The sequence below is a fragment of the Enterococcus italicus genome, from assembly GCF_023743875.1.
In the GTDB taxonomy this organism is placed as follows: domain Bacteria; phylum Bacillota; class Bacilli; order Lactobacillales; family Enterococcaceae; genus Enterococcus_G; species Enterococcus_G italicus.
In genome coordinates this window covers 1,801,163-1,816,663 of the sequence record NZ_JAMRVB010000001.1, presented here as the reverse complement: position 1 = coordinate 1,816,663, position 15,501 = coordinate 1,801,163, and the positions used below count along the sequence as shown (strand labels likewise).

The 15,501-nt window shown below is 41.7% G+C and carries 15 protein-coding genes and 1 pseudogene; 6 read left to right on the top strand and 10 right to left on the bottom strand.

The features are described 5' to 3' along the window. Positions 1–517 precede the first annotated feature (517 nt). Positions 518–817: pseudogene (locus NE257_RS08930) on the top strand (site-specific integrase); the annotation flags it as partial. 95 nt (positions 818–912) lie between these two features. On the opposite strand, the gene sufB reads toward NE257_RS08930, so the two are convergent. The 7 genes from sufB to NE257_RS08895 all read right to left on the bottom strand — a co-directional run bounded on the left by sufB (position 913) and on the right by NE257_RS08895 (position 7,937). Further along, complete coding sequence (sufB, locus tag NE257_RS08925; protein ID WP_251886248.1) at positions 913–2,304, bottom strand: Fe-S cluster assembly protein SufB; 1,392 nt, start codon at positions 2,302–2,304, stop codon at positions 913–915. A 5-nt stretch (positions 2,305–2,309) separates the two neighbouring features. Then, positions 2,310–2,789: a Fe-S cluster assembly sulfur transfer protein SufU gene (gene sufU / locus NE257_RS08920; protein WP_251869316.1), complete on the bottom strand. Its 480-nt coding sequence runs from the start codon at positions 2,787–2,789 to the stop codon at positions 2,310–2,312. Next, positions 2,776–4,011: a cysteine desulfurase gene (locus tag NE257_RS08915; RefSeq protein WP_251886247.1), complete on the bottom strand. Its 1,236-nt coding sequence runs from the start codon at positions 4,009–4,011 to the stop codon at positions 2,776–2,778. Before NE257_RS08915 ends, sufU begins: the two co-directional genes overlap by 14 nt. A gap of 2 nt (positions 4,012–4,013) precedes the next feature. Then, on the bottom strand, positions 4,014–5,300 hold the full coding sequence (gene sufD, locus NE257_RS08910) for a Fe-S cluster assembly protein SufD (RefSeq protein WP_007207461.1): 1,287 nt from the start codon (positions 5,298–5,300) through the stop codon (positions 4,014–4,016). A gap of 15 nt (positions 5,301–5,315) precedes the next feature. After that, the gene (sufC, locus tag NE257_RS08905) at positions 5,316–6,089 is read right to left on the bottom strand and encodes a Fe-S cluster assembly ATPase SufC (RefSeq protein ID WP_040366100.1); all 774 of its coding nucleotides are present in this window, start codon (positions 6,087–6,089) and stop codon (positions 5,316–5,318) included. Positions 6,090–6,246: 157 nt separating this feature from the next. Continuing rightward, complete coding sequence (locus tag NE257_RS08900) at positions 6,247–7,518, bottom strand: serine hydrolase (RefSeq protein WP_251886246.1); 1,272 nt, start codon at positions 7,516–7,518, stop codon at positions 6,247–6,249. 14 nt (positions 7,519–7,532) lie between these two features. Next, positions 7,533–7,937 (bottom strand): Rcat domain-containing protein, encoded by a 405-nt coding sequence (locus tag NE257_RS08895; protein ID WP_251852135.1) that lies wholly within the window; start codon positions 7,935–7,937, stop codon positions 7,533–7,535. A gap of 167 nt (positions 7,938–8,104) precedes the next feature. Here NE257_RS08895 and NE257_RS08890 point away from each other — a divergent pair, with 167 nt between their 5' ends. Both NE257_RS08890 and NE257_RS08885 read left to right on the top strand, forming a co-directional pair. Beyond that, the gene (locus tag NE257_RS08890) at positions 8,105–8,965 is read left to right on the top strand and encodes a transporter substrate-binding domain-containing protein (protein ID WP_251852134.1); all 861 of its coding nucleotides are present in this window, start codon (positions 8,105–8,107) and stop codon (positions 8,963–8,965) included. Further along, positions 8,962–9,642 (top strand): amino acid ABC transporter permease, encoded by a 681-nt coding sequence (locus NE257_RS08885; RefSeq protein ID WP_251886245.1) that lies wholly within the window; start codon positions 8,962–8,964, stop codon positions 9,640–9,642. The genes NE257_RS08890 and NE257_RS08885 overlap by 4 nt, the downstream gene beginning before the upstream one ends. 263 nt (positions 9,643–9,905) lie before the next feature. Here NE257_RS08885 and pnp read toward each other — a convergent pair whose 3' ends face one another. The 3 genes from pnp to NE257_RS08870 all read right to left on the bottom strand — a co-directional run bounded on the left by pnp (position 9,906) and on the right by NE257_RS08870 (position 13,793). Then, positions 9,906–12,029, bottom strand: coding sequence for a polyribonucleotide nucleotidyltransferase (pnp, locus tag NE257_RS08880; RefSeq protein WP_251886244.1), 2,124 nt, complete (start codon positions 12,027–12,029; stop codon positions 9,906–9,908). A gap of 186 nt (positions 12,030–12,215) precedes the next feature. Next, a complete protein-coding gene (rpsO, locus tag NE257_RS08875) occupies positions 12,216–12,485 on the bottom strand; it encodes a 30S ribosomal protein S15 (protein WP_040367149.1) in 270 nt (89 codons plus the stop codon). A gap of 135 nt (positions 12,486–12,620) precedes the next feature. Beyond that, complete coding sequence (locus NE257_RS08870; RefSeq protein ID WP_251886243.1) at positions 12,621–13,793, bottom strand: AI-2E family transporter; 1,173 nt, start codon at positions 13,791–13,793, stop codon at positions 12,621–12,623. Positions 13,794–13,908: 115 nt separating this feature from the next. Here NE257_RS08870 and NE257_RS08865 point away from each other — a divergent pair, with 115 nt between their 5' ends. From NE257_RS08865 to NE257_RS08855, 3 genes are read left to right on the top strand one after another with little or no spacing between them, the layout of a single operon-like run. Next, positions 13,909–14,925, top strand: a complete 1,017-nt coding sequence (locus tag NE257_RS08865) for a lactonase family protein (RefSeq protein WP_251886242.1) — start codon at positions 13,909–13,911, stop codon at positions 14,923–14,925. A gap of 19 nt (positions 14,926–14,944) precedes the next feature. Next, positions 14,945–15,295 (top strand): hypothetical protein, encoded by a 351-nt coding sequence (locus tag NE257_RS08860; protein ID WP_251852129.1) that lies wholly within the window; start codon positions 14,945–14,947, stop codon positions 15,293–15,295. A 10-nt stretch (positions 15,296–15,305) separates the two neighbouring features. Then, positions 15,306–15,467 carry a hypothetical protein gene (locus NE257_RS08855; protein WP_007207472.1) on the top strand — a complete coding sequence of 54 codons (162 nt, stop codon included), beginning with the start codon at positions 15,306–15,308 and terminating at the stop codon, positions 15,465–15,467. The last annotated feature ends 34 nt before the right edge of the window (positions 15,468–15,501 follow it).

The following is a 15,501-nucleotide window of genomic DNA, read 5'->3' as shown; positions in this document are numbered from 1 at the left end:
TAAAGCTTTATCATTAAATACTTTCCATAAAAAAGTAGTGTCTTATACTTTAATATATGAAATATTTGTAGGTCTGTTTCATCTGCAATAACTCCCACAACTATGTAGTACTTTTTGAGGATTTTCAGCTAAAAACTATTTTTCGTTTCATTTGCATATGAAATATAGAAACCCTTGTATATCAATACTTATAAAGATGTATTTCATTTCGTTTCATGTATGAAAATTTATTAACCTTTTGCAAATTGCAAAAAAAGAGTACCCCAAGTGAGCCATGTAGCTCATTTAAAGGGTACCCTTAGTACGGTCAAATAACAACGGGGTGGGGTTCTCTATCCTATTCAATTCATTGTATGATTCTGCCAAAGATATGATTAGCTTGAGTTGGTTGTCCATCAATTAGGGTAAGGGTGTACTCCGTTTCCAGTGGCTCTTTTAAGCTTACTGTTATCCCTTCTCCAACCTTCTGCTGAACAGATAGGCTAATTGCTTTCAGATGTTCAATTGCTTCTGATATACGAGCTCAGAAGAGCAATATGTTTTTACAACACTTAAAAACATGCTATACATTCCAAACACTGTGAATGATTGGTTAAAATATATTTTGAAAAAGTATAACTTACCTCGTATTACGCCTCATGTGTTCAGACATACCCATGCTAGTTTGCTACTAGAAGCTGGAGAATCTGTTAAGGTAGTTCAACAACAATTAGGGCATGAAAATAGTAAAGTGACATTAGACATCTATGCACACATAACAAACAACGCACCTAAGAAAACGAGTCAAGAGTTTGCTGATATGATGGCTCATCAGTAAAAAAAGCTGATCAAAAGCTGATCATTTCAAATATCAGGGCAAAATAAAAAAGCTAGAATCCTTATTTATCAAGGATTCTAGTTCCTATTTCAAATTTATCCGACACTACCTTCCATTTCATAACTAATCAAACGGTTTAGCTCAACGGCGTATTCCATCGGTAGTTCTTTGGTGAATGGTTCAACGAATCCCATGACGATCATTTCGGTTGCTTCGGATTCGCTTAGACCACGGCTCATCAGGTAGTATAGTTGTTCTTCTGAAATTTTAGAGACTTTGGCTTCGTGTTCAAGAGAGACTTGGCTATTGTGGATTTCATTAAATGGAATGGTATCCGATTTGGATAATTCATCCATAATAATGGTGTCGCATTCGATATGTGACATTGAGCCAGCACTCTTCTTGCCAAAGGTTACTTGGCCTCGATAGTTCACTTCTCCACCGTCTTTAGAGATTGATTTTGAGACGATTGAACTTGAGGTATTTGGTGCATTATGGATCATTTTGGCACCTGTGTCTTGCACTTGGTTGGCTCCGGCAAAGGCGATAGAAAGCATTGTTCCACGAGCGCCTTCTCCTTCAAGGTAGACACTTGGGTACTTCATCGTTGTTTTTGCGCCTAGGTTGCCGTCAATCCATTCGACGGTTGCACCTTGTTCTGCACGAGCTCGTTTGGTTACGAGGTTATAGACGTTGTCAGACCAGTTTTGGATTGTTGTATAGCGGCAGTATGCGTCTTTTAAGGTAAAGATTTCTACGATTGCAGCATGCAAGCTATTGGTTGAATAGGTCGGTGCGGTACATCCTTCTACGTAATGCACACTTGCCCCTTCATCGACAATAATTAATGTTCGTTCGAATTGGCCAGTATTTTCTGCGTTGATGCGGAAGTATGTTTGTAATGGTACATCGACACGAACGCCTTTTGGTACATAAATAAACGTACCACCTGACCATACGGCAGAGTTTAGGGTGGCTAATTTGTTATCGGTAGGTGGGACCAATTTTGAAAAATATTGTTTGAATAATTCTGGGTATTCTTTTAGCGCTGAGTCAGTATCGGTAAAGACAATCCCTAATTTTTCAAACTCTTCTTTCATATTGTGGTAGACCACTTCTGATTCATACTGAGCAGATGCACCGGCTAAGTAGGCACGCTCTGCTTCAGGAATCCCGATTTTTTCAAAGGTATCTTTGATTTTTTCGGGAACGTCATCCCAATCACGGGCCGGTTTGTCGCTAGATTTTTGGTAGTATTTGATTGCATCAAAGTCAATATCAGATAAATCTGGACCCCATGTTTGCATCGGTGTTTTATTGAATACTTCGAGTGATTTCAAGCGGAAGTCTAGCATCCACTCAGGTTCACCTTTCACTTTTGAAATTTCACGGACAATTTTTTCAGTCAGGCCTTTACCAGTACTGAACACTGGTTGTACGTCGTCGTGAAAACCATATTTGTATTCTTCTAATTCAGGTACTCCCATGTTTCTCACTCCTCTTCTATGTTATGAATATAGCCGCTTTCGCCAATCCCGACTTCGGGGTGGACGAGGGCTTTTTCTAGTGCCTTCCAAGCAAGGGTCGCACATTTGATTCTAGCAGGAAATTTGGCTACACCACTTAGCATCGCCGCATCGCCTAATTCTCTAGTATGTTCTGGATGTTCTCCTTGGACCATCTCTGAAAAGGTCGCGATCAAGCGTGTCGCTTCATCCGTCGTTTTGCCAATAATCGCATCGGTCATCATTGATGCACTAGCCGTACTTATCGAGCAGCCGCTACCAGAAAAGGCCGCTTGCTCAATGACATCATCAATCACATTTAATTCAAGGTGAATCACATCGCCACACGTGGGGTTGTTCATCTCAATGTGCTGACTAGATTCTGTCAGTGAGCCGTGATGATGTGGATGGCTAGAATGATCGAGTATGACTTGACGATACAAATTGTCTAGTTTAGATAGTGCCATGTTGGAAAAACTCCTTTGTTGCCTGGATGGCTTCGACTAACCGATCACAGTCGGCTTTCGTATTGTAAAAGTAAAAACTTGCTCGGGCGGTTGCCGGGACATTTAAGTATGTTAATAACGGTTGGGCACAATGATGGCCCGCACGTACTGCTACGCCTTCCATATCTAAGGCAGTCGCCACATCATGAGGGTGCAAGCCGTCTAAGTTAAAAGCAATGACTCCTGTGCGTTTGTCTGGGTCTTGTGGTCCGTAGATGGTCAAACCTTCGATTGCTTGTAGCTTTGGCAATACATAGTGAACCAACTCCGCCTCATACTCATGAATCGCATCTAGTCCTAAGTCAGTCAGATAGTCGACAGCCGCACCTAGCGCGATGGCTCCGGCGATATTAGGGGTGCCTGCTTCAAATTTCCATGGCAATTCCTTCCAGGTACTTTGATACAGCTCGACGAAATCAATCATCTCACCACCAAATTCGATTGGTTCCATTTGTTCTAAGAGGGCGCGTTTGCCATATAATACACCTATTCCAGTCGGTCCACACATTTTATGCCCACTAAAGGCAAAAAAGTCACAATTTAATGCTTGCACATCGATTGCCATGTGAGGAGTGGATTGGGCACCATCGACAACTAATACCGCACCATGGTTATGCGCCAACTCTCCTAGTTCTTTGATAGGATTGATGATTCCTAAGACGTTAGAGGCATGGGCTAGGGCGACGATTGCCGTTTTGTCGGTAATTTGCTTTTTGGCATCGTTCATATCGAGCGTTCCTTCCTCAGTCAGGGCGATGTATTTGAGCGTTGCCTTTTTACGAGTGGCTAATTGTTGCCAAGGAATGATATTGGAGTGATGCTCCATATACGAGATGACGATTTCATCGCCCTCTTTAACGAACGCATCGCCATAGCTTCGTGCGACCCAGTTTAGGCCAGTGGTCGTGCCACGAGTAAAGAGCACTTCAGCTGTCTCATTGGCATGGATAAAGGCACGAACTTTTTCACGTGCGGCTTCATAAGCATGGGTCGCACGCTCGGCTAATGTATGCACGCCGCGGTGTACATTGGCATTGTCTTTGTGGTAATACGCATTTAACACATCTAAGACAGCTTGTGGTTTTTGGGTAGTCGCTGCATTGTCTAGATACACTAGCGGCTCATCGTTCACTTGTTGGTCTAAGATGGGAAACTCATTTCGAATGGCGCTAGCATCAATCATTCTTACAACTTCCCTTCAATCACTTCGATTAATTCTTTTTGTACTTCTTTGACTGGAATAGCAGTCAATACAGAACCTAAGAAGCCACGAATAACCAAACGTTCTGCTTCTTCTTTGTGTAGGCCACGACTTAATAAGTAATACATTTCTTCTGGATCCACGCGTCCAACACTGGCCGCATGTCCGGCTGTTACTTCATTTTCATCAATTAATAATATTGGGTTGGCATCGCCACGAGCTTGGTCCGAAAGCATCAGTACCCGACTTTCTTGTTGGGCATCTGCTCCTTTTGCTCCTTTAATAATATGGCCGATTCCGTTAAAGGTTAGCGTACCTCGTTCGCGAATGACGCCGTGTTGCAAGATATGACCAATCGAGTATGGGGCTTTATTGGTTACGCGGGTATCGATGGCTTGCGTTTGACGACCCGCACTGATTGCGACTGCTTTTAGCTCAGCATGAGAGCCTTCACCCACCAAATCAGAATCAAAGTCAGCGATGACATTGCCATCATTTAATACGCCTAGAGCCCAGTCGACAGACGCATCACGCATGATGTAGCCGCGACGATTCATGTACGTGGATAGGTGTTCACCTAATTGATCAATGGCTGAGAATTTGACTTTCGCGCCATTCTTGGCAATGACTTCTACGATGATATTAGCAGAAGCTTTTTCAGAGCCTTCGCCGACAGTCATAAAGCGTTCAAGATAGTGAAATTCACTGTGCTCTTCGGCAACGATTAACACGTGCTTAAAGAAGTGTGCATCTGAAGCACTATTTTGATAAAACAAAGCTTCGATGGGTTCTTTGATAACGACATTTTTAGGAACATAAAGGAAAATTCCACTATTCATAAAGGCCGCATGAGCAGCTGTCATTTTGTCTTCATTAATCGGTACTGCTTTTTTCATATAGTAGCTTTCGACTAACTCAGGGTAATCTTGCATAGCTGAAAACAAATCAGTCAAAATAACACCTTGGTCAGCTAGTGCTTGGGGTAGTTGCTCAAAAACCGTTAGATCGTCTTGTTGGACAATTGTTGGGTTGTTTTTCATTTCGTCAAAGGCTGGTACGCTGGCATCGACAGCCACTTCGCCAGATAAACCGGCTTCTGTGATTTCAAAAAGTGGCCAACGATCAAAGCGGACCCGTTCGATGTGTGGCAATGGTAATGCGTCTATTTCAGCTATGGCTTGTTGACGCAGCGCCGACATAAAAGAAGGTTCTTCTTTCGTGGCAGAAAAAACGTTGACTGCATCAAGATAGTCAGTGAATTCTTTTTTCATTCTCTTGACCTCCTTCTACGCTTCTTCTTCTTTGTATTCGATACCTAACTCATGGCTAATTCCTGCATAGCCTTCTGCTTCCAAGCGTTTTGCTAAATCGGCATTGCCAGTCAAGACCACACGTCCATCCATCATAATGTGAACCACATCAGGTGTGATGTAGTTTAATAGACGTTGGTAATGGGTGATGATCAATGAACCAAAGTTTTCGCCACGCATTTCGTTCACGCCACGTGCAACAACTTTCAATGCATCAATATCTAGACCTGAGTCGATTTCATCTAAAATCGCAAAAGTCGGTTCTAACATCAATAATTGTAAAATTTCATTGCGTTTCTTTTCCCCACCAGAGAAGCCTTCATTTAAGTAGCGTTCAGCCATTTCCTCAGGCATATTCAACAGTTCCATTTTTTCATCTAACTTTTTCAAGAAATCCATAACAGAAATTTTGTCGTCTTCATCACGTTTGGCATTGATTGCCGCCCGCATAAACTCGGCATTGGTAATTCCTGGAATTTCACTTGGGTATTGCATCGCCAAAAATAAGCCAAGACGCGCGCGTTCATCGACTTCTAATTCCAAAATATTTTGGCCGTCTAAGAGAATTTCGCCTTCTGTTACTTCGTAGTTTGGGTTTCCCATGATGGCAGCGGATAAAGTTGATTTCCCTGTTCCGTTTGGTCCCATGATGGCATGAATTTCCCCAGTTTTTAAGGTTAAATTCACTCCCTTTAAGATTTCTTTTTCTTCTATTGAAACGTGTAAGTTTTTAATCTCTAACACTGACATGCTATTCCCTCCAATAACTTTTCTGTTCTTTCTCATTTTAGACTAATTGAGAATGAAGTTCAAACAACAGAATTGGAAAAGTGTCATTTTTGGCTATTTTCTGACAAAAAAAGTCAAAGAAGCCTCAATTGACTTCTTTGACGAATAAGAATCATTCTTATGAGAAAAAGTTTTTGACCTTGCGCCAGCCAAGTTCAAAAGGGTTCGCCTTGCTGACAGATTTTTGCACTACAATGGTTGTCTTTGGTTGTTGAGTTTGATCCAAGTAGCCCAAGGTATCTTCTGTCAGTCGAATGACAGCTGTCCCGACTTGCTTGCCTCTTTTGACGGGTGCGGTGACGCTCGTTTTGGTGAAAGTCGGTGTGACAGTGATATTTGTTGCATCCATGCCTTTTTTCACCCAGACAGTCACCTCGTTGTCTAAACCAACGGCGACTTTTAGCTGCTTGCCATCTTTCACCGAAATGGTCTGCCGCTTTGGTATCGTCAGTGTTTCTCCATTGATGGTCTGCTGCTGCCACTGACTGTAGACCCACTCCATCATGCGTGCTGACTCGGTAAAGCGTGCGATTCCCGTCGCATCCGTTACATCTAGTACAACGGTAATTAAGCGCGTATCGCCTCTCTTGACTGTCCCGACAAAACACGCACCTGCTAAATCGGTCGTACCTGTTTTTAAGCCGTCTACACCGTCTGTTGCTACCGCCATGCCCGCAAGCATTTGATTGGTATTCTCAAGCTCAAGGTTCTCACCAGTCGGCTCAGCAAAAGTCAGCTGTGATTGACTAGTAATCTGTAAGACTTCTGGAAAATCTTGCAGCAAATGCCGCGCGACAATCGCCAAATCCTTGGCAGACAGTTGATTTTCTTCCTCGGCTCCCGATCCGGGGTAGCGATTGTCACCTAAGAACGCATTGTTTAAACCGGTGCTAGTGATGATTGTGCCGTCTGTTATCCCCCAAGTCGTCAATTGTGCTCTCATCAGATCGACAAAGGCGGCTTCGCTCCCGGCGACTTTCTCCGCTAAGGCCATCACAGCCGCGTTAGCCGATTCTAAAAAGCCCGCTTCAATCAAGTTTTTGACTGAATACGACTGCCCTTCATAGAGCAATACATTCGATAGTTGCCAATTTTGGCTAAGTGCTGACGTTTCAGCAGATATCGTCACTTGATCGGTCATGCTTAATTTACCAGTGCGAATCTGATCGTAGATGATATACATACTCAAAAGCTTTGTCGTCGATGCAATGTGTAGCGGCGTTGTCGCATCTTGTTCATAAAAAATTTTTCCTGTGTCGCTATCAATGGCAATCGCGGCTTTTGCTTGAATGGCCAGTGGTGTCTCTTCCTGTGCTTGGACGACTGGCGCCAGAACACATGAGCCAATTACGCAGAGCAACAGTAGATAGATACGAATTCTTTTGTGCATCGCTTAACTCCTAGCTATACTTTTTTTACAAATTGATGGTGGCATTTGGAGCAGGTGACTTTAATCTTGCCACGCCCTTTTGGTGCTCGGATACTTTGCTTGCATTTTGGGCAACGGAAATAGACAAACTGTTTTCTTTGCTCGTAGGCTTGTTTTTTGATGCGGAAAAACGTGCGTAAGCCTTTTGTGCGTGCCAGAAATTTTTTGTTTTCATTGCTACGGATATACACGCGCTTGGAGAAAAAGCGGAAATACGCATAAATAAACAGCGCATACCCGATCCATTTTATCGCACTCAGCCAGGAGAAGGCGCTCAGAAGAATACAGACGACTGCCATGGACAAGGCTACCTTATTGATCTCATCCATACTTCCATATCTACCGCGCATAAATTCTTGAAATCGTTGCATCCACTTCATGTTATCGTTCCTCTTTCTTTCAATACTGCCTTTATTTTATCATGCCGAATCGTTCGCCTCAATCGGATTTCTGTGAGTTCTATCATTTACTGGGCACACTTCTTGACTTTCCTTAAGAAAAATTTTAGATTTTACTTGTTATCAATTAAAAGGAAAGAGGTTTCAAAATGAAAAAAAGTTTCGTTATTTCACTTTCAATACTATGTTCCCTACTCATTTTTGCTGGCTGTAGTTCTTCAACCAGTTCATCTGATACAGCCACAACGGATACCAATTGGGAGAAAATCGAAAAAAACAAGACTCTTACTGTTGCCACATCAGGCACGCTTTATCCTGCATCGTACTACAACGATGACAATCAATTAGTCGGGTATGATATTGATGTTATCAAAGAAGTTGCGAAGCGTTTAGACCTAAAAGTAAAAACAGTCGAATACAACGTCGACGGTCAACTCGCAGCCGTCCAAAATGGATCCGCTGACTTAATCGCCAATGACATGTCCATCAATGAAACACGTGCAAAAAAATACACTTTAAGCTCACCAATCAAATGGTCATTCGGTAGTATGATCGTTCGTAAAAGCGACAACTCTGGCATCACTTCTTTTGATGACCTTAAAGGCAAGAAAGCAGCCGGAGAAGCCACAACCAACTATATGAAAATTGCTGAATCTATGGGCGCTACCTTAGTGAGCTATGATAATGCGACCAATGAACAATACTTAACAGATGTCGCAAACGGCCGAACAGATGTCATCTTAAATGATTACTATTTACAAAAAATGGCTACTGCAGCTCTTCCCGATGTGCCAGTCAAGATTTTACCTGATATGTATTTCAATCTATCGTCATCTGGTTTCTTGATGAAAAAAACAAGTACCACATTAGAGAAGAAAATCAATCAAACCATAGCGGATATGGAAAAAGATGGCACCTTACAAAAAATATCTGAAACGTATTACTACGCAGATGTTACTCAAAAACCGACTGAAAAAATTGAAAAAACATTTGATGTGGATCAACAATGACGCCTACTTTTTACATTCCGACGATTGATTTTCAGTTAATTTGGCAATCCTTACCGTATGTTCTTAAAGGCATTCCCTATACGTTAGGAATTGCCTTGATCAGCTTTATTATCGGAAATCTTTTGGCGATTGCCTTCACCTTGCTTTTGGAACGGGCGATTGCTCCCGTTCGATGGTTTATTCGTTTTTACGTGTCCTTTTTACGAGGCATCCCGATGATTGTCTTGTTGTTTTTATTTTATTTTGGCATGCCCGTTCAGTTGACTGCCATCCAAGCTAGCTGTCTCAGCTTTTCGCTCTCATCAAGTGCCTTTTTGACCGAGATTTACCGCGGAGCACTCGCGGGTGTCGATAGCGGACAACGTGATGCTGGCTATGCGCTAGGCTTTTCTTACTATCAACTGATGCGCCAAGTTATTTTCCCTCAAGCTTTCGTTACTGCTGTACCGGCCCTAGGAAATGTGGCGATGGATGTGTTAAAAGGAACGTCGCTGACTGCGATGATTTCGGTACCTGACATTTTTCAGCTTGCCAAAATTGTCGGTGGGCGCCAATTTGATTTCTTTAGTATGTATATTTTGGTCGGTATTCTTTATTGGCTCTTGTGTTTATTGATTGGTGCGGGACAGAAAAAAGCCGAAACCTATTTACTTAAAAAAGTAGGCATCACCAATTAGGTTGTATCAAAAGCGTTAAGCTCCGAGCGATAAGATCAGAAAGCCCAAAAATTGACCCTCAAATTTTTGGGGATTTTTGACTTATAGCCGAGAGAGCTGCTTTTGTAACACCGTTGATTTAGGTTGTGTCAAAAGCAGGTTGCTACGAGCGAAAAAATCAGGAAAGCCACAAGTTGTGTCATAAACTTGTGGATTTCCTGATTTTTTTATAAAAAAAGCGCGATGGGAAAGGAGCTAGTCCTCTGCCATCACACTTAAATGATTTATTTTTTTTCGTCTGCTTTCTCGTCAGTTAGCATTGCTTTACGAGAAAGGTTCACGCGACCTTGTTTGTCGATTTCTGTGACTTTCACTAGGACTTCATCGCCTAATTTCACGACATCCTCTACATTTGCGACGCGTTCATTCGCAAGTTGAGAGATGTGAACCAAACCATCTTTGCCTTTGATTAAGTTAACAAACGCACCAAATTTTTCAACGCGGACTACTTTACCTAAGTAAACTTCGCCTACTTTGACTTCTTTGGTTAAGTCTTCAATAATCTTAATAGCTTTTTTAATCATTTCCGCATCAGCAGAAGCGATTGATACTTTACCGTCTTGATCGATATCAATTTTGACACCCGTTTCTTCAATGATGCCGTTGATGGTGTCGCCACCTTTTCCGATTACATCTTTGATTTTAGCTGGATCAATTTGAATCATTTCAATCTTCGGTGCGTATTGGCTTAATTCCGCACGTGGTTGGTCAATCGTCGCTGTTAATTCTTCTAAGATTTCCATCCGTGCTTTTTTCGCTTGCGCTAGGGCTTCACGTAAAATTTGTTCGGTAATCCCTTGAATTTTGATATCCATTTGCAAGGCAGTGATACCGTCTTTTGTACCGGCAACTTTAAAGTCCATGTCACCTAAATGATCTTCTAATCCTTGAATATCTGTCAAGATTGTATAGTTTTCGCCATCTGATACAAGTCCCATAGCAATCCCAGCTACAGGCGCTTTAATCGGAACACCTGCATCCATCAATGCCAACGTACCCGCACAAATACTTGCTTGAGAAGAAGAACCATTTGATTCTAATACTTCTGCCACTAAACGGATTGTATAAGGGAAATCTGTTTCATCAGGGATGATTTGCGCCAATGCACGTTCCCCTAAGGCACCATGACCAATTTCACGACGACCCGGTGAGCCGGCGCGCCCTGTCGAACCAACTGAAAATTGTGGGAAGTTATAGTGATGGATGAATCGTTTTGATTCTTCCACACCTAAACCATCGATAATCTGATGCTCTCCTAATGGTGCTAATGTACATGTCGATAAAGCTTGTGTTTGCCCACGAGTAAACAAACCAGAACCATGCACTCGTGGCAATAGGCCTACTTCTGAAGATAAGGCACGAATTTCATCTAATTGGCGACCATCCGGACGAATCTTATCGATTGTAATCAATTCACGAACGACTTCTTTTTCTAAGTCTTCCGCGATTTGTTTTACTTCTTTCGTTAATTTACTTGCTTCATCATCGGCTAAGGCAAGTGCTTTTTCAGCATATGCTTCTTTAACGATTTCTTTCACTTTGGCAATTTCGTCTTCACGTGCCAATTTTTCTTCGGTCATTACGGCCGTTTTCATCGTTGGATAAAATTCATCGTAAATTGCTTTTTTCACTTGTTCGTCGACTTGTAGCAAAGTAATTTCCATTTTTGGTTTACCGACTGCCGCAACGACTTCTTTTTGAAATGCTACTAATTCTTGAATCGCTTCGTGACCAAAAAGCAACGCACCTAGCATATCTGCTTCTGATACTTCTTTGGCTCCTGATTCAACCATGTTAATGGCTTGGGCTGTTCCAGCAACAGTCAAGTGAATGTCTGATGCTTCATTTTGTTCTACGGTTGGGTTTAATACGTATTCACCATTCACGCGACCTACGTCGACACCAGCAATCGGGCCATCAAATGGAATATCAGAAATAGATAGTGCCAATGATGAACCAAGCATCGCTGCCATAGAAGGTGAGCAATCTTGGTCTACACTCATCACAATATTCGTTACTTGGACTTCATTACGGAAGCCTTCTGCAAACATCGGACGGATTGGGCGGTCGATTAGACGGGCAGTCAATGTCGCATCTGTACTTGGGCGACCTTCACGCTTGATAAAGCCACCAGGGATTTTCCCTACTGCGTACATTTTTTCTTCGTAGTTAATTGTTAGTGGGAAGAAGTCTGTGTCTTTGGCTTCTTTTGATGCTACTGCTGCACTTAAAACAACAGTGTCCCCATAACGCACCAATACAGCCCCATTGGCTTGTTTCGCTAATTGGCCAATTTCTACTGATAAGGGACGGCCTCCCCATGTTGTACTAAATACTTGCTTTGTCATAAACTCTCCTTTTCTGCTGCGAGTCTCGGCTGCTACTAAACAAATGAAAAGACAAAAGAAACTTTTATTCTTTCATTTGGTTAGTAGTGAGCCTTGCCGACTGTCACAGTCTTTTTTCATCGTGTAGCTAAGTACCATAGCAAAAAAGTGAGATTCGCTTGAACCTCACTTTCTTCAGTGGTTTGATTAACGACGTAAGCCTAATGATTGGATCAAGTCACGATAACGTGTTACATCGCTGTTACGTAGGTAAGCTAACAAGTTACGACGGTGACCAACTTTTTTCATTAGTCCACGTTGTGAATGATGATCTTTTTTGTGTTCACGAATGTGAGCGTTCAATGTGTTAATTTCTTCAGTTAACACAGCGATTTGTACTTCTGGAGAACCAGTATCTCCTTCGTGACGCGCATAAGCTTTGATGATTTCGTTTTTACGTTCTTTTGAAATTGCCATTTCCATTTCACCTCTTCGATAGATTTCCCTGTGACTGAGTAATGCGTTGGTGATTCGCAAAACCAAGTGACAGGCCTGTGCTTTACACACATTCTTACTTTACTTGATTCATTCGAAAAAAGCAAGTTTCTCTGATTATTTTTTCTGCTCTTCTTCCACTGGTAGTTCGTATAAGCCAGAGACTTGCTTGTACCATTGAAAGACATTTGTAATAATGACTTTGGCTGCTGCATAGACTGGTATTCCTAAAATCACACCGACTAAACCAAATAACTTCCCAGACGTCAAAAGCACGAATAAAATCGTAATCGGATGAATAGATAGCTGACTACCTAGAACCAATGGCGAGACAAAGCGTCCTTCGAGTGTCTGTTCAATTACAAAGACAATAATTACTTTCAATAGTAAAACCGGTCCGCCCACAATCCCTAAAAAGATTGCAGGAATCATCGCCAAAAAAGAGCCCAGATAAGGAATCAAATTCAACACACCCGCAACGATACCGAGCGTAATCGAATACTCCAAGCCAATAATTGAAAACCCAATCATAAACATAACCGCTACTGCAAAGGCCACGGTCAGTTGCCCACGGATATAAGATGATACTTGTTGATTCATTTCAGTCAGGACACGCAAGGTTGGCTTACGCATTTTTGTAGGTAAGAAATCAACCAAATAAGGTGCTAATTTTTTGCCGTCCTTTAATAGATAAAACAAAATAAAAGGCATTGTAATCACCGCGACAAAAATCGTTACGACAGCACCAAAGAAATTCCCAATGTTTTGAAATGTACTTTTCGATACATTTTTGATGATATCCGTCAATGAGTTCATCAGTTTTTCACTGGAGGAAGCGACTTGCGCTTGGAATTGATGGAATACAGGATCTGAAAACAAATCATTCATTACTTTCTCAGCCGTATCCACATAAGACGGAAATTGATTCACAAAACTAATCGTCTGATCCCTAATTTCCGGAATGATAACTACAACACCCCAGACGATTAACCCTATCACTAAGAGAAAGAGTCCAATGATACTATAAATTCGTTTCACGCCTCTTTTTTCAAGAAAATCAACCGTGGGATTCATCAAATAATACAAAATTCCAGCCAATACAACTGGCAAGCCGACAATGGATAAAAATTGCCAAACCGGTGTCAGCAAGTACGAAATTTTGGTAAATAAAAACACAATTAATAGTAACAACAAGACAATTAACAAGGCCGTCACGATTTGATTATTTAAAAACCATTTCCAAAACCATGAAGCAATTCGCTTCACTTGTGGTTGTTTTTTTTCTTCCAAAGAAACTCCCCCCAACTCTCCGCTCTCTCGATTAAGTATACCATAACTTTTTCAGATTGTTTGTCAGCGGTTTATGATACAATAAAAGCAACTTAGTCACTTAGGAGGCGTTTTAATGAAGGAATCATTTCTATTAGGAACTTATACAAAAAGAGCTAGCCAAGGTATTTATACTGTCGAATTAGAAGATGGTGTACTCTCAGATGTACAGCTTGCCACAACTGAAAGTGGACCGACCTATGTTACTCAAAGCAAAAAAGGAGTGACGTATGCTGTGACTGCTAACGATGGCCATGGTGGCGTGGCTGCCTATGCCACTGACTGGTCGCTACTAAATGTCGTAGGCGAAGAAGGTGCTTCTCCTTGTTACGTAGCTGTCGATGAACCCCGCCAACTTGTTTATGGTGCCAATTACCATAAAGGAGCGGTCACTGTCTATCAAATCCAAGCAGATGGTTCATTAGCTCTGACCGATCGTGTGGTCCATGAAGAACCAGTCGGCCCTCATAAAAACCAAGATCACGCCCATGCTCATTATGCCGACTTAACACCAGATCAACGATTGGTTGTTTGCGATTTAGGTACGGATTCTGTCTACACATATGACGTAAGTGACGAAGGTAAATTGACAGTAGTCGCTCGTTACCAGGCAGAACCTGGAACAGGCCCTCGCCACCTTGCCTTTCATCCTAATGGTCAGACAGCTTACCTCTTTGGTGAACTTGATAGTACCGTCACCACCCTGGACTACGATCAAGCGACTGGTACATTTACGAAGCAACAAAAATTATCTACTTTGCCAACAGATTATACTGACTTTAATGGCGGCGCCGCAATACGTGTCACAAAAGATGGTCGCTTTGTCTACGCTTCAAATCGTGGTCACAACTCAATAGCTGTCTATCAAGTTGCAGATGACAATTGCTTATCATTAGTCGAAATCGTTTCATCAAATGGTGACTTCCCTCGCGATTTTAATTTCAATCAAGCGGAAGACTTTTTAATTTGCGCCCACCAAGAATCTGATAATTTAGTCATATTCTCTCGTGATGCCGACACTGGTAAATTAACCGTCGTTCAAGATGATATTGTCGCTCCCGAATGTGTCTGTGTAGCTCAAATAAACGCTTAGTTAAGAGAGGAAGATCCCTATGTTTAGCAAAACACCCAAAATACTGATTTTAAAAGATTTCTCAAATATTTTAAATAAATCACACGCTGTCAGTGAGTTGATTGCTAATCGTCGATACGATAGTGACTTGGCAATCTTAACAACTGCTGAGATTTATGCCCTTGCAGAAAAGTCCTATGTCCGTTGCGATGTGTTTCCCGAGTTACAAACCAAGGAAGTCGAAAACTTTGTAGATGCCTTTGACCAATTTTACTTTGAGCTAAAACAAATCTTATTTCATGATCAAGATGATTTTGACTCATTAAAAAAACGAATTGCAGAAATGCAAGCTGCTTTCGAAGTGCTTTCTGCTTCCTTTGGCATGATGTAGGAGGAGTTTTATGAATTCAGATGAAGTGTTGGATCGTTTAAGAGAAGAACTATCATTGCCTGCTTTCAACGTGAAAGTTGAAGACAAACTATACAGTGAAGCAGACTATCAAGCATTCAAGCAAGATCTTTTACGATATTTTGAAGACTATGTTCAAAATATCGAAAACTAAAAGAACAGTGCCTGAAATATTTTTTAAGCTGTCA